Consider the following 19,614-nt stretch of genomic DNA (forward strand, 5'->3'; position numbering starts at 1 on the left):
AAGCTGGGAACATAATGGCAGAAAAGGACTCTTGTCTGCTCTCCAAAACATTGGTATAATGGGATTTACCATGAAATATCTGCCACCCAATATCGGCATATACCATCGAAAGCGGATGTTGGTAAAATGCGATTTGAGGGGCCAATTTACCAACATTGGGGGCTCCGATGTGCCATGATATGCCATTTGACAAGGGCGTGGAAGGAATTGGGGAAGCCGCGAAACCATTGATATATCAAGGAACCCCAGCATTTTTAAGGAGGCTGAGCCAATGGTCAGGATATTATTCATATGCCATGGGAGTACACATCCTGTCCTTGAAAATGGTTGATATATCTGGACTTTTAGCAGATACCCCTGCAAATGTACTGCCTGTTTACGACTTTTGAGGTCTGGATGATAACACCCGCCTCGGCACGATATGGACGATAAAGGGCAAGGCACAGATAGACGTGCCTTGCCCTTTTTGCCGTTGTTGGCATTTCCGTCGTCGGATAATCCGACAACGGGAAAACCGGCGTCGGAAAATCCAACACAATAAAATATAGATATAAGTAACTAAAGATAAAATCAAGTAAAGACTTATCAATTACCCATTCCTTTCCTTTCCTATCCTTTCCGCTACCTTTCCCGTTGAGGAACGGGCGGCAAAGCCGTCGGAAAGGAATGGAACGGAAGCGAGACACAGGGAGATTAAATAGCAGCAGGGGGGTTATCATGGGCGTTATCTGACCCGCTGGAAGCGTACAGACGCGAAGCGGGTGTACGGTTTCTGCGGGTGTCGGCTTCCTGTCCTGGCCCTTTTTGTCCTCGTTTCTACGCAGTTAGAAGTCCATTTTCGAGGGCGCAGGTCAAATCGTATTACCCCCTGTGTGACCGCTGTGTTTGAAAGCCTTGGAAATAGGCCGCTGGATAGGCCCTAAATGCGTAGGCTGGTACTTTTATTTTGAGGGGCAGTGAAGGCATCAGATATAGCGCTATATCGATGATACTATTTCAATTTGGCTTCTTATAATCTTTTTTAAGAAATTTCCTGATTTTTTGCATATTTCTTTTAGAAGCAATCCCTATTCGCTCATCTTCTCCAAATCTCTCTGGTGCTTGAGCGCTAGTTACATAAGTAAGAAAATTTCCGGGCTTTCTTGTAGAACCTCGCACCGAATACTTCATGTATAAGTTTTTCTTGCTGATATGATTTCCACGTTTTGTATATCCGCCGCTTTTAGCTATTGTCTTTGCCTTTTTTCGCATTCGTTGATAGTGCTTTGAAACTGTTTTTGCTCTTAAACTCACTTTTTGCCCATCAAAAGTAAATCCGAGAAAATTCAAGTGACGGTTTGAGCAGTCTGCATCTTCGTGAATGATAGCTCCACAATTTTCTATCTTGTTTTCTGCAAAATGATAATATTGGGTTTTGATTGGCTGCAATTCAAGGCCGGGGTAATTGGGGCTATTGAATAAACCGCTGATTTCGGTTAAGGCGCTAATGGCAGCTGCTTCTTCAATATGGGGTAAAACGATGATAAAATCATCACTATATCGCATATATAATCCGCCGTACGCTGTTACGAAATCATGGATTGATTTATCAATTTCCAACATATATAGATTTGCTAAGGCTCCACTCATTGGGGAACCCTGGGGAATGCCACAGTTTTTATTCTTTTGAATACGATATGCGTTGTTCTTCAAGCCTTGGGGCGATAAGACCCGTTTCTTTTGGTTTAACTCTCGTCTCCCTTTCGGAGTGTCGTCCAAGCCATGAATTTTCAATAAATCAGCCAATTCAAAGTAGCTATATCGAGTGATATTCTTGAACACAGTATAGTGATCTGGCGGCAATCTATCCGTATGGAGTAACCGACACCATTGCTTTTTAAGATATTCGTGATTAAGCTTATCGAAAAATTTTGGAAAATCGCCAATCATAATATAGCAATCATGATTTTTGCGAATAAACTGGATAGCTCTTTTTGCAAAGTCAATATTATTTTGCTTATTCAGATTTGTTCGATAGGCGGCAGCAACATCTTGTATTCCGAGCCGAGCGCATTCTTCATTATAGCGCTCGTTAAGAATAAAATTATACAGTTGGAAGATACAGCGATCAATATGTGCGGCATAACAAATATCTCTATGCTTTTCTTTTATTCCACCTTTTTGGGCAGAATATTTGCTCATATCTTTAACATAGTGGATAAACGGGTAGAAACCATGTTTGCAGATATTCTGAGGGTTAGAAATGTACTCCCAACTCTTTGAAATATCTGTGCGATAATCAAAATGAGCATAGTACCGTTGACTTTTCTTGATGGTCTTTTCTGACGTACGCCAAATCTCTATATCTCGCATAATTCTCTCCTTAATGCCGATACCCGCTGGCATGGAGGATAACATTCCTAAGCCAGCGGGTACAAACCGTAACGTGGTATTTAATTTTCACCTTGTAGGCGGCTTGTTTAGATTACCAGCTATCCTAATTGCAATGCTTAACTGTGGTACAATTAAGCTGGAGACATATGTCAACGTAAGCTTGTTAATGCTCACCCTGGCGGTGATGTACTGCCGAAGCAGACCATCGGCCAACCTGAACCTTGCAGAAATATCCGTAGAAATCTCATTGGAGGTGTTGACAACAATCATCTTCCCTTATACCAAATCTATAAGGTGAGTTTATTGTAACAGTTAGACCAGCTTTTGTCAATTCCAGTATCGGCAGTGCAGTATGAATTTACAAAAAATTCACTTCTCACTTGTGGGGTCAATAATGAGGGTTTGGGATTATCCCAACAAGCAAAAACGGACACGGCCCGGCAGGGGCCGGTTTTGGCCGTTTTTCGGGAGTGTGGCCACACTCCCTATGCTTGCTACGTTAGCGTTCCCACCACATCGAGAACCCCAAAACTCAAAAATTTACTGTCATTTCATACCCATTCCACATTCCAGTGCTATACTACCTTGAAAAGGGGGGGCTACGATGGCAACATTACTGATTGTTGAGGACGACCGCAAGACCAACGATGCGATTTGTGAATATCTAAAGCCTGCGGGCCACACAGTCATCCCAGCTTATGACGGCGGGGAGGCATTACAGATTTTCCGTGAGAACAGCGTCGACCTTGTTGTGCTGGACATCATGCTGCCCCACGTCAGCGGCCTGTCTGTCCTACATGAGATACGGCAAACAAGCACAACGCCCATTCTGATGCTTACAGCCCTTGAGGATGAATATACCCAAGTCAGGAGTTTTGACGAGCAGGCCGACGATTATATGACAAAGCCCTTTTCTATGGTATTGCTGGGGAGGCGGATCACCGCTCTCTTGCGGCGAAGCGGACAGGCCCCGTTACCCCAAACGATAACCTTTGGCGATGTGACCGTCGATTTCTCCGGCTACACCGCCAGCGACAGCGCCGGGAAAATCGACATCATGCCAAAGGAAATTGATTTGCTCCGGCTGCTGGTGGAGCATAGGGGGCTGGTGCTGACCCGCTCACAGATTTTGGACGAGCTGTGGGGCGCTGACTATCCGATCATCGACCGAACCGTGGATACCTACATCAAAAATCTGCGGAAGAAACTGCGGCTTGACTGTATCGTGACGGTCAAGGGTATCGGCTACAAATACGAGGTACAGCCATGAAACGATTAAAACTGTTTCCGAAAATATTTCTCTATACCATGAGCATCATGCTCTTTGTCGTTGTTGTCACGTATGGGCTGATCTACCTGCTTGCCCCACGGATGCAGCTTGCGGTGAGTACCCAGGAGGATGTTGTTGTCAGCATCAGACAGGAGCAGTTTGTGACCGAGGCAGTAGAAAAAGCCCTGCCCATCTCGTTAAGCTGTTCCCTGCTGATCTCTGTTGTCTGTTCCCTCCTGTTTTCCAAAGCGATTGCCGACCCTATCAAGAAAATTTCTGCGTCAACCGAGCAGATGATGAAATTAGACCACGGAGCAAGCTGCCCTATCCATACAAAGGATGAAATTGGTACACTGGCGCAGAACGTCAATGATCTGTATTCCAATCTGCTGTCTACCATTGAACATTTGGAGCGGGAAAAGGACGCTGTGCGGGATATGGAGCGGGCCAAGGTGGACTTCCTCCGGGCGGCGTCCCATGAACTAAAAACGCCCGTGACCGCATTGAACGCCACCCTGGAAAATATGATTTTGGGCGTTGGAAAGTATCAGGACTACACAACATACCTCCCGGAGTGCAAGGAAATGGTGGAGCAGCTTTCCGGGATGATACATGAAATATTGGAAACCTCCAAGCTGAATTTGACCGCCGAAGCGCCAAAACAGGTTGATGTGCCTGAACTGCTGGCGGAACTGTGCGAACCCTACCAACTGATTGCGGCGGCACATCAAATCACGTTCTCTCTCGACCTGCCGGAACAATTCCCCGCGACACTTCCGGCTGGTCGCTTCAGCAAGGCGGTATCAAATGTTCTCGCAAATGCTGTTGCCTATACGGAGGCCGGAAAAGCGGTTTCTGTCTACATGGACGAAAATCGCCTAATCATTGAAAATGAATGTGACCCTATCCCTGATCGTGAAATACGCCGTCTGTTTGAACCGTTCTATCGTCCAGACTTCTCCCGGAGCCGGGAGAACGGGGGCAACGGCCTGGGCCTCTATATCGTGGACACGCTTTTGACCTCTATGGACGTTCCCTATTCTTTTAAGCCGATGAAGTCCCCGCTTGGGATGTGTTTTACCATTCAGCTATAAATGCGGAAAACTCCCCGGCTGGGGAGTTTTTCATTTCTGCCTAAATTCCATATACGTTTCATACCTATTCCACATTGGGGTGCTATTCTGCGAGTGCGTTCAGAAGAACAGCACAACAATATGGAGGTATCAACCATGAGCATTTTCAAAAGGGCGTTTCTATACGTCACACGAAAGTGGGGGAAAACCATTCTCCTGTTCGCCATCCTGCTGATTATGGCAACCTTTGTTCTGACGGGCCTTTCCATCTGGAAAGCATCGGAGGCCGCGCAGCTTGACCTGCGGCAGAGCTTGGGCGGCAAATTTGACGTTTTCGTGGATTGGAGCAATAGCCCCTATGTAGTGAAAGAGCCTGTCAAAGACGAAGTAGACGAGGAAACAGGCAGGACATCAAGCAGCTTTCTCATGTATTCTACCGTACAGTTTACCCCGGATAACATTGCGGCAATCAAAGGTGTTTCCGGCGTGAAGTATTGCAGCGCAAGGCAGGACAATCTTCTCCCGTTTAAGGGCCTTTCCCTGTTTCCTGGAACGATCTCAACCGACGCGAAATATCAGGGTTACACAAAGACGCTGGGCGTCTGCAACACGGAGGACGATGAACTTTTCACCACCGGCACACTGACGCTGTCAGAGGGGCGGCATATCTTCACCGATGATACCCATGTAGCGATCATCAGCCAGGACTTGGCGGAGCGGAACGAGCTGAAAATCGGTAACTACCTTACCGCCCACAGTTACAGCGTGGAGAATCAGGGCTTTACCGGGCCGGAAATCAGGGTACAAATTATTGGACTGTTTACCCCTCATGCGGTGGAGCAGTTTGGGGAAACTGTCACCACCTACGACAAAATCCAGAACCGTGTATTTGTGGATTTACAGACCTCGAAAGAATTTGACGGCGGGGAGATTAACTACGGCTTTTCCGCACTCCACATTACCATAGACGACCCGCAGGACATGGCGCAAGTGGTGGCCGAAGTCAAGGCCCTGCCGGGAATTGACTGGAAAGCCTTTACCGTGGAGGTGGACAATGAAACCTACGAAAACGCCGCCGCTCCGCTGGCTACGCTGAATGAATTGGTCGTGACCCTGCTGGTGGTGATTATCGTTGTCAGCGCCATCATTCTGGCCCTGATATTGACCCTTTGGACAAAGACCCGCATCCATGAGATTGGTGTGTTCCTGTCCGTGGGTATCAGGAAATCGGCTATCATCGGACAGTATTTGATTGAAGTGCTGCTGATCGCCGTTCTCGCCTTTGGCCTGTCCTATTTCACCAGCAACGCCATAGCGGGGCAGATCGGCAACCATCTGTTGGAGCAGAGTATGCAGACCGAGCCGGAGGACGATAACGATGTTGTAGCTGCTGCCGCTGCGGTTGATGTGGGCGCGGACACTCTTATTCAAAAACCCCTGCCTACGGAGAATGGCATCCAAGTGTCCGTTGGGCTGGACAACCTCGCCCAACTCTATTTGATTGGCCTTACTATTATCATTGTGGCCGTCAGCGCATCGTCTATCACAGTTATGCGGCTGAAACCCCGTGAAATCCTGTCAAAAATGAGCTAAAGGAGGGACTATCATGCCTATACTGGAATTGAAAAATGTTTCTTACGCCTACGAAAAGGGCAAGGCGGTTTTACAGAACGTCAGCGCAGAACTGGAAACCGGGAAAATGTACGCCATCCTCGGCCCGTCCGGGTCGGGGAAGACCACGCTGCTGTCCCTGCTGGGCGGGCTGGATGTGCCGACGCAGGGCGGCGTCCTGTTTGACGGCGAGGACATTACGGCAAAGGGGCTGGAACTCCACCGTAGGAACCATATCTCGCTGATTTTCCAAAGCTACAACCTGATCGACTACATGACGCCCGTTGAAAATGTGCGGCTTACTGCCAAGCTGGACGCCGCCCCCATTCTGGAACGGCTGGGGCTGGAGCAGGACGAGATCACCCGGAACGTGTTGAAACTGTCCGGCGGACAACAGCAGCGGGTGGCGATTGCGCGGGCGCTGGCTTCCGATGCCCCGGTCATTCTGGCGGACGAGCCAACAGGTAACTTGGACGCCGATACCGCCGAGGAGATCACGGCGATTTTGAAAGAGAGCGCCCATGCGTTCGGGAAGTGCGTGGTGGTCGTGACCCACTCTGGCGAGGTGGCAAAGCAGGCGGATGTGGTGCTGGAAATCAAGCGGGGACATTTGAAAGAGAGGGAAATGTGATTAAAAAATTTATGATGATTTTGGCCTGTGTTCTGGTCTGCTTCTCGCTGTTCGCTGGCTGTACCGATCAGAAAGGCAACGACGAGCAGGACACGAATTTGGGGAACTCCGTGGAAATTGATGATACAGACATTGCAATCGACACCGAACCGGGATTGGACACTGAGGACAACTCCGACGATGTAACCTTACCCGACGGCTTTACTTACAGCTTCCGCGACCCGGATAATGCGGACGGTATTGTAGTCACGCCGAGGGAGTAAGAAAAAAATTCCCGTTTCACACAGGTTCCATATTGGCTTTATATACGTTCCACATGGCGGCGGTACTTTGGTAAAAAGTGCCGCCGCTGTGATTTTGGCGGCTTTGGGAGGCAGCCGCTATGTGGATATTTCGCCGTGAGAAATTGAGAGTGTCGTTATCAAAAAAGCACGTCCCCCACCTGTGGAAATTGCGGTTATGAAGTTATACTATACGATGCAGGTATAGCAAACTATACAGTACAAGCCGCCCGGCGGGTCTATGCCCTGCCGGGCGGTTTTTGTCGTTTCCTGCGGCCCAAAAATTTTTCTTCACTTTCTTCTCTGCGGAAAGCGGTTTTGCGCGCAAAACCTGTGCCGCTGGACACTCTGTTAGCGGAAAGGGAAAGTACCACCACCATCCCCAAACGAAAGGGGGTGAGAAGATGGAAGCCAACCCCCCGCGATTATGGCAAACAGTGCAGGTTTGACACCTTTTGCAAGGCCGTGTTGAAGCATGAGGCAATCGACTACATCCGGGAAATGAAGCGGCGGGCCAGCCGGGAAACGTCCTTGGAGCGTCTGCCCCAAACGGCGATGGACAAGCTGTGATCGGCTGACGACTATCCCAGCGACAGCTATGTGTTCTCTTACCGCGGCTGCGACCTGCCGATCAGCAGCGAACGGGTTGCCGACGCCTTTGCTGGTCTGCCGGAGCAGGAGCAAAGTATTTTGATTTTGCGCTTGGTTCTGGATTTGACGGACAGCGAGATTGGCGAGGCCTTGGGTCTGTCCCGGAGTGCCGTCCAGCGGCGCAGAACAAAATCGCTGAATGTCCTGCGGGCAAAACTGACAGCGAGGAAAGGAGGTTAGCGCCATGAAGCGCCGGAACTACAAGGGCCGTGAACTGCTTCCGATAGCGGTGAGCGACGCAGCCCAGACCGGGGATGCCGATGCTGTGGAGCAGGTCTTGCGGTACTACGAAGGCTACATAAACAAGCTCTGCACCCGGACGGTCTACGACGAAAGCGGCTGTCCCCACGCCTGGTCTGGACGAGTACATGAAAAGTCGCCTTGAAAACAAACTGATCTGCGCCATTCTCGGCGTGAACTGATAACCGGCCCCGGTTGGGGGGGACAGCTTACCCTTTCCCTGTTCCTCCCGCCTGTGGACCTGGGCATTTCAAAGAAAGGCTGGTGAACTATGGCCGAGGAAATCGGCATTTCGGTAAAGGACAAATTCTGCCTCACCATTGAGGAAGCCTCCCACTATTTCGGAATTGGAGAAAAGAAACTGCGAAAGCTGGTAAACAGCAACCTAGATGCCGGTTTTGTCATTCAGAATGGCGTAAAAATCCTAATCAAACGCCAGCGGTTTGAGCAGTTTTTGGATAAGCTGTCGTCGATTTAAGCGCCGCACCTTGCGAAAAGTTTTAAGAAAGCGGTCGGATTGATATGGAAAATGAGCCTCGGCTATGGTATAATATGATTATATCGTGCCGAGGCTCTTTTCACAGAAAGGAGCATAGACGTGAGCGAAAAGCGACGTGACAGCAAGAACCGCATTCTTCGCAGCGGAGAGAGCCAACGCAAAGACGGACGATATGCGTACAAATACATTGATGCCACCGGCAAGCCACAATTTGTTTACAGTTGGAAGCTGGAAGCCACGGACAGCACACCCCAGGGCAAACGTGACGGGCTTTCCCTGCGGGAAAAGGAGAAGCAAATCCGGCGGGACATTGAAGATGCAATTATTCCCCGCGGCGGAGAAATGACCGTTCTGGATTTGGTAAAAAAGTACCTCTCACAGAAAACCGGCGTCCGGCACAACACCGAGGCCAACTATAACGTTGTCCTCAATATCATCAAGAAAGAGGACTTCGGCAGACAGCGCATTGACCGGGTGAAGCTGTCCGACGCCAAGTGCTGGCTTATCAAGTTACAGCAGGACGGCAGAGGGTACAGTTCCATCCACTCCATTCGGGGCGTTGTCCGGCCCGCGTTTCAGATGGCCGTGGACGATGATTTGATACGCAAAAATCCGTTTGAGTTTCAGCTTGCCACCGTCGTTGTCAACGACAGCGTGACAAGGGAAGCGATTACAAGAAAACAGGAACGGGCATTTCTGGAATTTGTAAAGGGTGACAAGCACTTTTCCCGGTACTATGACGGCATCTATATCCTGTTCAAGACTGGACTTCGTATCTCGGAATTTGTTGGACTGACGCTGGCTGATCTGGATATGAAGAACCGCAAAATCAGTGTCAACCACCAGCTTCAGCGGAAGCGGAACATGGAGTATATCATCGAGGACACAAAAACCTCCAGCGGGACGCGGGAAATCCCTATGACAGACGATGTGTACCAATGCTTCCAGCGCATTATCGCCAACAGGCCAAAGCCCAAGACCGAGCCGATGATCGGCGGCAGGTGCGGCTTTTTATACCTGGACAAGGACGGCAAGCCGATGGTGGCGCTTCACTGGGAGCATTACTTCAAGCACATCTGCCAGAAGTACAACAGCATCTACAAGGTGCAGATGCCCAAAGTCACCCCACACGTTTGCAGGCACACATTCTGTTCCAACATGGCAAAGAGCGGCATGAACCCCAAGACGCTGCAATACCTCATGGGCCACTCGGATATTGGCGTCACGCTGAACACCTACACTCACCTGGGCTTTGAGGACGCGCAGGCGGAGCTGAAACGGGTCGCCAGCGGCGGGTAGTAAAACGGGATAAGCCCCTTTGATTTACTACCGCTCTTACTACTTTTGGGGTCAAAGCTGTGCTATTTTATGCCGGGATATGCCAGGAAAATGAATAGCAGAAAATACCGCAAAACACCTGCAATGCCCGGAATATCAATACATTCAAGAGGTTTCAGGATATGACAAAAATCTTATTCGTCTGCCATGGGAATATCTGCCGCAGTCCCATGGCGGAATTTGTGATGCGGGCGCTGGCGGAGGAGGCGGGTGCTGCCGGTGAATTTGAGATTGCCTCTGCTGCCACCAGCGCGGAAGAGATAGGAAATCCGGTGTATCCTCCGGCCCGCCGCAAGCTGGAGGAGCACGGCATTGACTGTACCGGCAAGCGGGCGCGGCGGCTGACGCAGGGGGATTTTGACCGGTACGACCTTCTGGTTGGAATGGACAGGGAAAATCTGCGCAACATGATTCGTATGTGCGGCGGAAAGCAGGAAAAGATATCACGATTGCTGGACTACACAGACACCCCAGGCGATGTGGCAGATCCGTGGTATACCGGTGATTTCGACCAAACGTGGACGGACGTGGAAAGAGGATGCCGGGGTCTGCTGGCGTGGCTGCGTCTGGAGAAGAAAATTCAACAAAAGGATTTTTAGCTGGAACCGGTGTCGGTTACAATCAAAAGAGACCTGCTGAACAGGCGGAGGAGGAATTTTGCATGGAAAAGATTGAAGTACACAAATGGAAGGAAGACCTGCCGGAATTCCGGGCAAAGACGGCGGCATTCTACGCCGGTGAGCTGGACAAGGGGGTATACAAGGGGTTTTCTGGATACTATGGAAGCTATGCTCAGAGAGGCGGACAGGCCAGCATGCTGCGCCTGCGTTTTCCGGCGGGCCGGGTGCCCCAGCAAAAGTTGGACTTTGTGGCGGATGTGATCCAGCGCTATGGGGTGAAACGGGTCCACTTTACCACCTGTCAGACCATCCAGCTCCACGACCTGGGAATGGACGCAGTGTGCGGCATTATGGAGGAGGCGCTGAACGCAGGCATTGTCACTATGGGCGGCGGCGGAGACTACCCCCGCAATGTGATGTGCTCCCCGCTGTCCGGCATGGAGGCGGGGGAATATTTTGACGTGCTGCCCTGGGCGGAGGCTGCGGGCGACTACCTGATGCACTTCATCAAGGCGGAGAAGATGCCCCGGAAGCTGAAAGTGGGCTTTTCCAACTCCCCCCGCAACGTGACCCACGCCACCTACCGGGATCTGGGCTTCGCGGCCCGGCCGGATGGAAATTTTGACGTGTACAGCGCCGGCGGCCTGGGTAACCGGCCTATGATGGGCGTCCTGGTGGGGGAGAAGGTGCCGCCGGAAGAGATACTGTACTATATCAAGTCCATGTGGCTGACTTTCCGGGCGTATGGCAACTACGAAAACCGGGGGAAGGCCCGCACCCGCTATATGCAGGAGTCTCTGGGCGGGGCGGAGGCCTACCAAGCGGTTTTTCACGAGAAATTGAAAGAGGTATACGCCGCCGGAGAGGATCTGACCTTGTACCTGGAGCCCAAGGCAGCGGAAAAGCAGGGGGATGGCGTCCAGGCGTCCGGTCCCCGGGTAATCCCGCAGAAGCAGCCGGGCCTGTATACTGTGGCGTGGCATCCCCTGGGGGGCCAGCCTGCGCCGGAGGAGCTGTGCGCCCTCAGCCGGGCCCTGGGGGAGATGCCGGGAACAGAGCTGCGCCTGTCCCCGGACGAGACCGCCTATCTGGTAAACCTCACCGGTACGGAGGCCCGGCGAGTGCTGGAATTGACCTCCAATGGTGCAAACACCCCCTTTGAGGCGTCGGTGAGCTGCATTGGCGGCAGCATCTGCCAGGTGGGGGTGCGTGACTCCCAAAAGCTGCTGGCAGCCTGTGTGGCGGCGGTGCGCCAGGCCGGCCTGCCGGAAAACGCCCTGCCCCAGATCCACATCTCTGGCTGTCCCTCCTCCTGCGGAACCCACCAGACTGGCGCGCTGGGATTCCGCGGGGGCGTGAAGCAGGTAGATGGGAAACCGCGGCCCGCTTTCAACCTCTTTCTCAACGGCTGTGAACGCCAGGGGGAGGAGCGCTTGGGCCGGGAGCTGGGCCCCATTCTGGAGGAGGAAATTCCTGGCTTTTTGCTGGAGCTGGGCCGGACCGTGGCAGAGAGCGGGTTGGACTTCGCCGCCTGGACCGCCGCCCACCCCGGCGGTGTAGAGGAGGCTGCGGCAAAGTATCTGGCATAGACGAGTGGAAAAGCGCGTGCCCCGGAATTTTTTCCGGGGCACGCCTTTCATTCATATGGGGGGTAAGTATGCCGCCCGGCTGGGCGGCATATTGAGATGGAACCCCGCGGGTTCAGCCGCAGCAGGAGCTGCATCCACAGCCGGAGCTGCATCCACAGCCAGAGCTGCATCCGCACCCGGAATTACAGCCGCACCCGCAGCCGTTGTCGGGATCGGGGAAGAGGAAGGCAGGCATAGCCACAACAGAGCAGCCGCTCCAGGCAGGCATGGAGGCGGCCTCCGCCGCTACGGCGGCGGTCTCCGCGGTGCTGGCTGCTTCCGCCTGGGCGGCGCACCCGCAGGAATTGCAGCCGCTGCTGCACCCGCACCCGCTCTGGCAGCCGCAGGAACACTGGGTATTATTTTGATAACAGCACATAAATGGACCCCCTTATGAATGGGCGGCGGGAACCGCCGCCTGACTCATTCTATGTATGGGGGCCGGGAGTGTGAACAGCGGTGGTCTTCTGCTCCAGACGGGCCAGCTTTTGCAGAAAGCCCACGCCCATAGGGATGGACATGCACAGGGTAAACAGGTCGGCGATGGGCTGGGCCAGCTGAATGCCCAAGAGCTTGATAAACAGGGGGAGAATCCAGATGACCGGGAGGAAAAAGAGCCCCTGACGGGCCATAGCCAGGATGGAGGCCTTGAAGGACTCCCCGCAGGTCTGAAGCATCATGTTGTTTAAGATCACCCAGGAGGTGCAGGGAAGGGTGAGGCACTGGAAGCGCAGGGCCCGGGCGCCGATAGACACCACCAGGGGGTCGCTCTTCTGAAAGAGGAGCACAATCTGGGGGGCGAAGAGGAAGCCCACCGCAGACAGGACGGCCAGCACAGCGAAGGAGACCTTAACGCAGAACCAGAAGGCCTGCCGGACCCGGCTGTAGAGGGTGGCGCCGAAGTTGAAGCCGCATACCGGCTGAAAGCCCTGGCCGAAGCCAATGAGCGCGGAACTGGCGAACGCGGTGATGCGGCTGACCACCGTCATGGCGGCAATGGCAGCGTCGCCGTAGGGCCTGGCGGCCAGATTCAGGCAGATAGAGGCCACGCTGGTCAAACTTTGGCGGCAGAAGGAGGGCAGGCCGTTCTTGAGAATATCCCGGTACAGCGCCAGGCTGGGGGAAAACCGGCTGGGCCGGATGGGCAGAGAGCCCCCCCGGCCGCACTGGAGCACCAAAATGCAGAAGCTGACCAGCTGGCTGATCACCGTGGCCAGGGCGGCCCCGGCGGTGCCCAGGTTCAGCGCAAAGATAAGAATGGGGTCCAGGGCGATGTTGAGGATGGCGCCGGTGGAGATGCCCAGCATTCCGTAAAAGGCGCTGCCCTCAAACCGGAGCAGGTTGTTCAGCACCAGAGAGCCGGCCATAAAGGGCGCGCCCAGGAGGATAAAGCGGGTGTAGTCCCGGGCGTAGGGGAAGATGCTGTCTGTGGCCCCCAGAAAGCGGACCAGAGGGGTGAGGAAGAGCAGCCCCAGCACCGTCAGTACCGCCCCAGCCATAAGGGCGGTAAAAAATCCGGTGGCGGCTACCTGCTCGGCCTGCTCCGCCCGCCGCTGGCCCAGCAGGCGGGAGACGTAGTTGCCCGACCCCTGGCCAAAGGTGAAGCCCAGCGCCTGGATAATGGCCATCAAAGAGAAGACGATGCCCACTGCGCCCTGGGCGCTGGTGCCCAGATTGCCCACAAAGAAGGTGTCGGCCATGTTGTACAAAGCGGAGATCAGCATACTGACAATGGTGGGGACCGCCAGGGTGCCCACCAGCCCTGGGATGGAGGCGGTGGTAATCCAATGAAATTTCTCGTCCGCGGTTGCGGCGTGCCTCAAAAAAACCAAATCCTTTCCAAACAGACTCTTTACGATAAAGTATAACATAGTTTTGAGGAAAGGGTGCAGCGGTTTTTATGGTATCGGGGCATAAAACAGCGGAGAGACGGGCTTCCAACGCGTCTCCCCGCTTGGCAGGCGGATTTTTTATTGGTGGCTGCCGGACCTCAGGGCGATCTCGCGGCGTTTGGGGCCGGTGGAGACAATGGTGATAGGGCAGCCGATCTGTTCCTCCAGGAAAGCCACATAGTCCTGGGCGGCCTTGGGGAACTTTTTATACTCTGTGACCCCCCGAATGTCGCATTTCCAGCCGGGGAGGGTAGTATACACCGGCTTGGCCCGTTCCAGCACAGCGGGAACAGGGAACGCGGTGGTGACAGCGCCATCAATCTCGTAGCCGGTACATACCTTGATCTCGTCCAGATAACCCAGGCAGTCGATGGCGGTGAGCACTACCTGGGTGGCGCCCTGGACCATGCAGCCGTATTTGGTAGCCACCGCGTCAAACCAACCCACCCGGCGGGGCCGGCCGGTGGTGGCGCCGTACTCGCCGGCGTCGCCGCCCCGGCGGCGCAGCTCCTCCGCCTCGGCGCCGAACAGCTCGCTGACAAAGGCCCCGGCGCCCACGGCAGAGGAGTAAGCCTTCGTGACCACGACCACGTCGGTGATGGCGGTGGGGGGCACGGCGCCGCCCACCGTGCCGAACCCGGCCAGCGTGTGGGAGGAGGTGGTCATGGGGCAGATGCCCAGGTTGGGGTCCTTCATGGAACCCAGCTGTCCCTCCAGCAGGATCTGCTTTCCCTGGGCCAGGGCCTGGTGGACCAGAGAGACGGCATCCCCTACGTAGGGGGCCAGGGCGTCCCGGTAGCCCATCAGCTCGTCAAAGAGCGCCTTGGGGTCCAGAAGGGGCTTGTGGTACAGGTGCTCCATAAGCACGTTTTTCAGTGTACAGATGTGCTCCAGCTGCTCCTTCAGCCGGTCGGGGCAGAAGAGATCCGCCGCCTGTATGCCGATTTTGGCGTATTTGTCCGAGTAGAAGGGGGCGATGCCGGATTTGGTGGATCCGAAGGCCTTTCCGGCCAGACGCTCCTCCTCGTAGGTGTCCAGCAGAATATGGTAGGACATCAGCAGATGGGTGCGCTGATCCACCACCACATGGGGGGCGGGGACGCCGCCGTCCTCCAGAGTCTTGAGCTCTGCGAGGAACGCGGGGACATTTAGGGCCACGCCGTTTCCAATGACGTTGACTGTGTGAGGATAGAAGACGCCGGAGGGAAGCTGATGAAGGGCGAATTTTCCATAATCACAGATGATAGTGTGGCCGGCATTGGCGCCGCCCTGGAACCGGATAACCACATCGGATTCCTCGGCGAACAGATCAGTAATCTTGCCCTTTCCCTCGTCGCCCCAGTTGGCGCCAACGATTGCTTTGACCATAGTGAAAATCATTCCCTTTTTATAGTAGGCCCCGTTTGGCCGCGGCCTAGAGATTTATCCGCCCGCAAATTCCATTTTTTTGAGGGGACAACGTATTATATTCCACTTTTGGTCAGGATGCAAGAAAATATTTTCCAGTTCTAGTCTTTTAATGGTTTATTATGGGTGCTTTCTCCGGGGCGGCGGGCTCCGTCGGGAGGGACAGCGGGAACGTGGGGATCCCCTCGGCGTAGGGGGCGATGGCGTACAGGGGGTAGAAGACAGCCAGCCCTTCTGGGGTGAGGTAGAACCGGTCCGGGTCAAATTGGGACTTGATGAGGGCGGGCCACTGGGGAAAGTAGAGCCCCTCGCCGGCGTCCACCTGGGCCTGGATCTGCTGGGCCACCTGGGCCAGCACAAAGGCGCGCCGCCGTTTGGGGGGCAAAAAGCAGCGCAGAGGCATAGGCGCCCCCCAGGGCAGCTCCCAGGTGTCCCCATGGCGGACGGTGTCCCCGTGGGCGCCGCCGGTGAACTCGTAGGCCTCCCAGTAGAGGCTGAGCCGCTCCGGGGTCTGGAGGGTGACGGTGTAGTCTGCCTGTACCTCCCAGGGGAAGAAGGGGCGGTTTTCCCCATGGGCCAGGCGGTGGGCCTCCTTGGCCCGGCAGAGGAGGGAGCCGGTCCACCGGGCCCGCCACCGGTCCGCCAGGCGGCTGTAGTAGCGGTTGATCCGCCGCACGCCCGGGCCGTCCCCCACCAGGCGGGGCAGGGAAATAGACAGCTTGAGCACAACGCAGCCCCCTTGTTTGAATTGCTGGACCCAGCGGCTGGGCTGGATTGGAATCAGACCGGAATCAGGCAGTTTCACGGCAAGGCTCCCCCTTTTAAAGCGTCATATGGTACCCCAGCCTATGCCCTGAGGCGGCGGAGGGTGCGCCGGGAAAATCTGGCGGAAAAATATTTACTTTCATGCTTCACTTTGGTAAAATTGAGATGGAGCTTCCAGCCAAGGGGGACCCGGCGGACCGGGCCGTCTGGAAGGAAAAAAAGCGGGAGGGAACCGTTTTGTCAAAAAACAAAAAGCAGCAGCAGGGAGGCCTGCTCTACGAAGCGATCTTGGCCCTGGAGACCCTGGATGAATGCAAGAAATTTTTCTCCGACCTATGTACCGTGGCGGAGCTGCAGGCCATGGAGCAGCGGTTTGAAGTGGCGCTGCTCCTCAGCGACGGGATGATTTACAATGATATTCTGGACCGTACCGGCGCCAGCAGCGCCACCATCAGCCGGGTGAACCGTTCGCTGCAATACGGCGCGGGCGGCTACCAAGCGGTGCTGCCGCGGATTAAGGAGAAGCGGAAAGAGCATGGCCAGCTATGAATTTTTGGCCGGGTGCTATGATGCGCTGACCACCGACGTGGGCTATGAGAAGTGGGCGGACTATCTTGAGCGGCACTTTGCCAAGAGCGTCCTGCCCATCCGCGCCGTGCTGGATCTGGCCTGCGGCACCGGCAGCCTGACCAGGGCCCTGGCCCGGCGGGGATATGAGATGATCGGGGTGGACCGGTCTGAGGAGATGCTGGCCCAGGCCAGTGAGAAGTGCCGGGAACTTGAGGGCGAGCCCCCGATTTTTCTGCATCAGTCTATGGACAAGCTGGACCTGTACGGCACCATCGACGCCTGTGTGTGCTGTCTGGACAGCGTGAACTACGTCACCAGGCCCAGGCAGCTGGAAAAGGCCTTTCAGCGGGTCCATCTCTTCCTGATGCCTGGGGGGCTCTTTCTCTTTGACATCAACACGCCGGAAAAGCTCCAGGGACTGGACGGCCAGGTGTTTTTGGACGAGACAGAGGACGTCTACTGCGTCTGGCGGGCGGAGTACGCCCCACGCCGGCGGGTGTGCAGCTATTTTATGGATCTGTTCCAGCGGCGGGCGGACGGCCTGTGGGAGCGGGGCGAGGAGCTCCACGAGGAGTACGCCTATGAGCCGGCGGAACTCACGGAAATCCTCCGCCGGGCGGGCTTTTCCGCGATTAAGCAGTACGGCGGACTTACAATGCGCCCCCCAAAGCTGGGGGAGGCGCGAATCTTTTTTGCGGCGAGAAAGGATTAGGATATGTCAGATCAAATTGTTCGCGTTCTGGCCAAGGACGCCCCTGTGAAGGCCAGCGCCATTTCGGGCCGGGACCTGGTGGAGCGGGCCCGGCAGATTCACAAGACGCTCCCCTTGGGGACGGCGGCCCTGGGCCGGGCGCTCATGGGCTGCTCTATGATGGGCAATCAGCTCAAGGAGGAGAGGGGCTCCGTTACCCTCCAGATCCGGGGAAATGGGCCGCTGGGGACGGTGATGGCGGTGTCGGACAGCGGGGGCAACGTCCGGGGCTATGTCCAAAACGGCCAGGCGGAGGCGCCCTTAAAAGCTCCCGGCAAGCTGGATGTGGGAGCCGGCATCGGAGAACAGGGTACGCTCACCGTCATCAAGGATCTGGGACTGAAGGAACCCTATGTGGGCAGCATTGACCTGCTGTCTGGGGAGATCGCCGACGATATCACTGCCTATTTCGCCGAGAGCGAGCAGATTCCCTCCGCCTGCGCCCTGGGGGTGCTGGTGGACACGGACCAGAGCACTCTGTGCGCCGGAGGCTACCTCATCCAGCTGCTGCCTGGGGCGGAGGAGGACACCATCTCCAGAATTGAGGCCGGCGTAGTCCGGGCGGGGGCGGTGACCGGCGCCCTTCGGGAAGGAATTACCCCCCTGGAGCTGCTGGGCCGGGTGCTGGAGGGCTTTGACCTGGAGGTACTGGCCCAGGATCCGGTGGAGTACCGGTGCTATTGCAGCCGGGAGCGGGTGAGCCGCGCCCTCATCAGTATGGGCAGAAAGGGGCTGTCTGATATGCTGGAGGAGCAGGGCGGGGCGGAGCTGACCTGCCAGTTCTGTGACGCGATCTACAGCTACTCCAGAGCGGACCTGGAGCAGCTTTTAAAGGAGATGTAGGCGGCTTCCGGGGCGGGCGGAATTTATGGCAAGGGGCCTGCAATTCCTCACAATACCGTTTTTAGCAGCTGCGCCGCGCTTTCCTCCGCCGGGTCGTTGGTCCCCAGCTCGCCCCGGAACGCCCGGGCTAAAATCGCCTTTTTCATGGTGTCGATCTGAGAGAGAACCGCTTCGGCGGCTTCTTTGGCCTGCTGCTCTTTACTAAAAATAGTACTTAAAAGGCGGACAATTTCCCTCTGCTCATCTTCTTCCGGGATGGGGACGGCCATATTAGCCATTCCCTTCCTGCTAATCGTATTTTGTCCAGCACTTGATACCATGTGGTCCTTCACATCAGGAACGAGTAATTGACGCCCTACATTATCTTTAGAGCCATTAACCCGAACCATAATCACATCATTTTCCGATAAAGAATAAGATTTTTGCTCTTTTTCGTCCAAAAATATTTCTCTTAAATCACTGCTATCGAACCCGTCCTCTGCGTTTGGCTAATCCATTCTGCATTTTTTGAATGCAGTCATTGAACAACACCGTTTTCCAACTATCCAGCCCAACCCTATTCTCTTTTCTCCACCGCTCCGTCAGTTCCCCCGTAAACGCCTTATGCAGAATTGCAGATTTCCGCAGTTCAAAACTGTCCACAACCGCCTGGGCCTTTTCCTTTGCCTCATCCAGCTTGGCAAACAGGCTTTCTATACGGGAGACAATGCGGCGTTGTTCAAAAAGCGGAGCAACAGGAATAGGAATTATATTCATACTTGCTTGCGTCAATTTCAACCGAGTAGTCCCATTTACATAACCAGAGTAATCAAAACAATTCAAATAGTTAAGCAGATAAAAATTTCCAGTAGAGCCAAAGTAAGAACGCAAAATGTGAGCGTGATTATTTACCCATGCTTTTCCCTCGATCATATACGCCTTGTCTTTCATGCGGTCAAGAAATGGCGCACCGTCTTCACCAACCAATACCAACTGCTCATCAGTTAGGAAATCGTCAATCCACCCCACTTGTCCAGTATAGTGATAGTACTTGAAAAAGCACAAAGCGAAGCAGTATAATGAAGATATGAGTTATCCAATAAAATACAGAGAACGAACAATAGAATATCGCAAGGAAGGGCATACGTTGGAAGAAACAAAAGCAACTTTTAAAGTATCAATCTCAACGATT

At 54.4% G+C, this 19,614-nt stretch carries 20 protein-coding genes and 2 pseudogenes; 15 read left to right on the forward strand and 7 right to left on the reverse strand.

What is annotated here, in order from left to right:
- The first annotated feature begins 179 nt into the window (after positions 1–179).
- The gene (locus tag D1159_RS12915; protein WP_161846076.1) at positions 180–389 is read left to right on the forward strand and encodes a hypothetical protein; all 210 of its coding nucleotides are present in this window, start codon (positions 180–182) and stop codon (positions 387–389) included.
- A gap of 607 nt (positions 390–996) precedes the next feature.
- On the opposite strand, the gene D1159_RS12920 is transcribed toward D1159_RS12915, so the two are convergent.
- A complete protein-coding gene (locus D1159_RS12920) occupies positions 997–2,385 on the reverse strand; it encodes a reverse transcriptase domain-containing protein (protein WP_243152277.1) in 1,389 nt (462 codons plus the stop codon).
- Between the two features lie 592 nt (positions 2,386–2,977).
- On the opposite strand from D1159_RS12920, the gene D1159_RS12925 reads away from it, so the two are divergent.
- From D1159_RS12925 to D1159_RS12975, 11 genes and pseudogenes are all read left to right on the forward strand, one after another.
- Positions 2,978–3,643 (forward strand): response regulator transcription factor, encoded by a 666-nt coding sequence (locus D1159_RS12925; protein ID WP_161846077.1) that lies wholly within the window; start codon positions 2,978–2,980, stop codon positions 3,641–3,643.
- Positions 3,640–4,737, forward strand: a complete 1,098-nt coding sequence (locus D1159_RS12930) for a HAMP domain-containing sensor histidine kinase (protein WP_161846078.1) — start codon at positions 3,640–3,642, stop codon at positions 4,735–4,737. Before D1159_RS12925 ends, D1159_RS12930 begins: the two co-directional genes overlap by 4 nt.
- A gap of 135 nt (positions 4,738–4,872) precedes the next feature.
- Entirely contained in the window at positions 4,873–6,309 is a 1,437-nt protein-coding gene (locus tag D1159_RS12935) for an ABC transporter permease (RefSeq protein WP_161846079.1), read from the forward strand.
- Positions 6,310–6,322: 13 nt separating this feature from the next.
- Complete coding sequence (locus D1159_RS12940; RefSeq protein ID WP_161846080.1) at positions 6,323–6,958, forward strand: ABC transporter ATP-binding protein; 636 nt, start codon at positions 6,323–6,325, stop codon at positions 6,956–6,958.
- Positions 6,955–7,221: a hypothetical protein gene (locus D1159_RS12945; RefSeq protein WP_161846081.1), complete on the forward strand. Its 267-nt coding sequence runs from the start codon at positions 6,955–6,957 to the stop codon at positions 7,219–7,221. Before D1159_RS12940 ends, D1159_RS12945 begins: the two co-directional genes overlap by 4 nt.
- Before the next feature lie 414 nt (positions 7,222–7,635).
- Positions 7,636–8,070: pseudogene (locus D1159_RS12950) on the forward strand (sigma-70 family RNA polymerase sigma factor).
- A 4-nt stretch (positions 8,071–8,074) separates the two neighbouring features.
- A pseudogene (locus tag D1159_RS12955) lies at positions 8,075–8,312 on the forward strand (helix-turn-helix domain-containing protein).
- 89 nt (positions 8,313–8,401) lie between these two features.
- A complete protein-coding gene (locus tag D1159_RS12960; protein WP_161846082.1) occupies positions 8,402–8,608 on the forward strand; it encodes an excisionase in 207 nt (68 codons plus the stop codon).
- Positions 8,609–8,728: 120 nt separating this feature from the next.
- Positions 8,729–9,928 carry a site-specific integrase gene (locus D1159_RS12965; protein ID WP_161846083.1) on the forward strand — a complete coding sequence of 400 codons (1,200 nt, stop codon included), beginning with the start codon at positions 8,729–8,731 and terminating at the stop codon, positions 9,926–9,928.
- A 161-nt stretch (positions 9,929–10,089) separates the two neighbouring features.
- Positions 10,090–10,566 carry a low molecular weight protein-tyrosine-phosphatase gene (locus tag D1159_RS12970; protein ID WP_161846084.1) on the forward strand — a complete coding sequence of 159 codons (477 nt, stop codon included), beginning with the start codon at positions 10,090–10,092 and terminating at the stop codon, positions 10,564–10,566.
- 62 nt (positions 10,567–10,628) lie between these two features.
- Positions 10,629–12,176, forward strand: a complete 1,548-nt coding sequence (locus tag D1159_RS12975; protein ID WP_161846085.1) for a nitrite/sulfite reductase — start codon at positions 10,629–10,631, stop codon at positions 12,174–12,176.
- A 112-nt stretch (positions 12,177–12,288) separates the two neighbouring features.
- Here the strand turns inward: D1159_RS12975 and D1159_RS12980 are convergent, their stop codons facing one another.
- The 4 genes from D1159_RS12980 to D1159_RS12995 form a co-directional block, all read right to left on the reverse strand.
- Positions 12,289–12,594, reverse strand: coding sequence for a hypothetical protein (locus tag D1159_RS12980; RefSeq protein ID WP_161846086.1), 306 nt, complete (start codon positions 12,592–12,594; stop codon positions 12,289–12,291).
- Positions 12,595–12,643: 49 nt separating this feature from the next.
- Positions 12,644–14,038, reverse strand: a complete 1,395-nt coding sequence (locus D1159_RS12985; protein WP_243152278.1) for an MATE family efflux transporter — start codon at positions 14,036–14,038, stop codon at positions 12,644–12,646.
- 147 nt (positions 14,039–14,185) lie between these two features.
- Positions 14,186–15,475, reverse strand: a complete 1,290-nt coding sequence (locus D1159_RS12990) for an adenylosuccinate synthase (RefSeq protein WP_161846088.1) — start codon at positions 15,473–15,475, stop codon at positions 14,186–14,188.
- Positions 15,476–15,623: 148 nt separating this feature from the next.
- Positions 15,624–16,319: a DUF3298 and DUF4163 domain-containing protein gene (locus D1159_RS12995; RefSeq protein ID WP_161846089.1), complete on the reverse strand. Its 696-nt coding sequence runs from the start codon at positions 16,317–16,319 to the stop codon at positions 15,624–15,626.
- A 197-nt stretch (positions 16,320–16,516) separates the two neighbouring features.
- Between D1159_RS12995 and D1159_RS13000 the strand changes: the two genes are divergently transcribed.
- Genes D1159_RS13000 through hslO form a run of 3 tightly spaced genes read left to right on the forward strand, consistent with a single transcriptional unit; the run spans position 16,517 to position 18,443 of the window.
- Positions 16,517–16,828, forward strand: coding sequence for a YerC/YecD family TrpR-related protein (locus tag D1159_RS13000; RefSeq protein WP_161846090.1), 312 nt, complete (start codon positions 16,517–16,519; stop codon positions 16,826–16,828).
- On the forward strand, positions 16,815–17,561 hold the full coding sequence (locus D1159_RS13005) for a class I SAM-dependent methyltransferase (protein ID WP_161846091.1): 747 nt from the start codon (positions 16,815–16,817) through the stop codon (positions 17,559–17,561). The genes D1159_RS13000 and D1159_RS13005 overlap by 14 nt, the downstream gene beginning before the upstream one ends.
- Before the next feature lie 3 nt (positions 17,562–17,564).
- On the forward strand, positions 17,565–18,443 hold the full coding sequence (gene hslO, locus D1159_RS13010; RefSeq protein ID WP_161846092.1) for an Hsp33 family molecular chaperone HslO: 879 nt from the start codon (positions 17,565–17,567) through the stop codon (positions 18,441–18,443).
- A 47-nt stretch (positions 18,444–18,490) separates the two neighbouring features.
- Here the strand turns inward: hslO and D1159_RS19725 are convergent, their stop codons facing one another.
- The gene (locus D1159_RS19725) at positions 18,491–18,883 is read right to left on the reverse strand and encodes a hypothetical protein (protein WP_161846093.1); all 393 of its coding nucleotides are present in this window, start codon (positions 18,881–18,883) and stop codon (positions 18,491–18,493) included.
- Positions 18,884–18,905: 22 nt separating this feature from the next.
- Positions 18,906–19,409, reverse strand: a complete 504-nt coding sequence (locus D1159_RS13020; protein WP_243152279.1) for a restriction endonuclease subunit S — start codon at positions 19,407–19,409, stop codon at positions 18,906–18,908.
- Positions 19,410–19,614 lie beyond the last annotated feature (205 nt).

This window comes from Pseudoflavonifractor sp. 524-17, from assembly GCF_009935845.1.
Lineage (GTDB): Bacteria > Bacillota > Clostridia > Oscillospirales > Oscillospiraceae > Pseudoflavonifractor_A.

Bases quoted from the DNA above. Each gene is read 5' to 3' on its own strand.
- D1159_RS12930 (WP_161846078.1), top strand. From the start codon at position 3,640: ATGAAACGATTAAAACTGTTTCCGAAAATATTTCTCTATACCATGAGC.
- D1159_RS12970 (WP_161846084.1), top strand. From the start codon at position 10,090: ATGACAAAAATCTTATTCGTCTGCCATGGGAATATCTGCCGCAGTCCC.
- D1159_RS12920 (WP_243152277.1), bottom strand. From the start codon at position 2,385: ATGCCAGCGGGTATCGGCATTAAGGAGAGAATTATGCGAGATATAGAG.
- D1159_RS12935 (WP_161846079.1), top strand. From the start codon at position 4,873: ATGAGCATTTTCAAAAGGGCGTTTCTATACGTCACACGAAAGTGGGGG.
- D1159_RS12975 (WP_161846085.1), top strand. From the start codon at position 10,629: ATGGAAAAGATTGAAGTACACAAATGGAAGGAAGACCTGCCGGAATTC.
- D1159_RS13005 (WP_161846091.1), top strand. From the start codon at position 16,815: ATGGCCAGCTATGAATTTTTGGCCGGGTGCTATGATGCGCTGACCACC.
- hslO (WP_161846092.1), top strand. From the start codon at position 17,565: ATGTCAGATCAAATTGTTCGCGTTCTGGCCAAGGACGCCCCTGTGAAG.
- D1159_RS12925 (WP_161846077.1), top strand. From the start codon at position 2,978: ATGGCAACATTACTGATTGTTGAGGACGACCGCAAGACCAACGATGCG.
- D1159_RS12990 (WP_161846088.1), bottom strand. From the start codon at position 15,475: ATGGTCAAAGCAATCGTTGGCGCCAACTGGGGCGACGAGGGAAAGGGC.
- D1159_RS12980 (WP_161846086.1), bottom strand. From the start codon at position 12,594: ATGTGCTGTTATCAAAATAATACCCAGTGTTCCTGCGGCTGCCAGAGC.
- D1159_RS12940 (WP_161846080.1), top strand. From the start codon at position 6,323: ATGCCTATACTGGAATTGAAAAATGTTTCTTACGCCTACGAAAAGGGC.
- D1159_RS12960 (WP_161846082.1), top strand. From the start codon at position 8,402: ATGGCCGAGGAAATCGGCATTTCGGTAAAGGACAAATTCTGCCTCACC.
- D1159_RS12915 (WP_161846076.1), top strand. From the start codon at position 180: ATGCCATTTGACAAGGGCGTGGAAGGAATTGGGGAAGCCGCGAAACCA.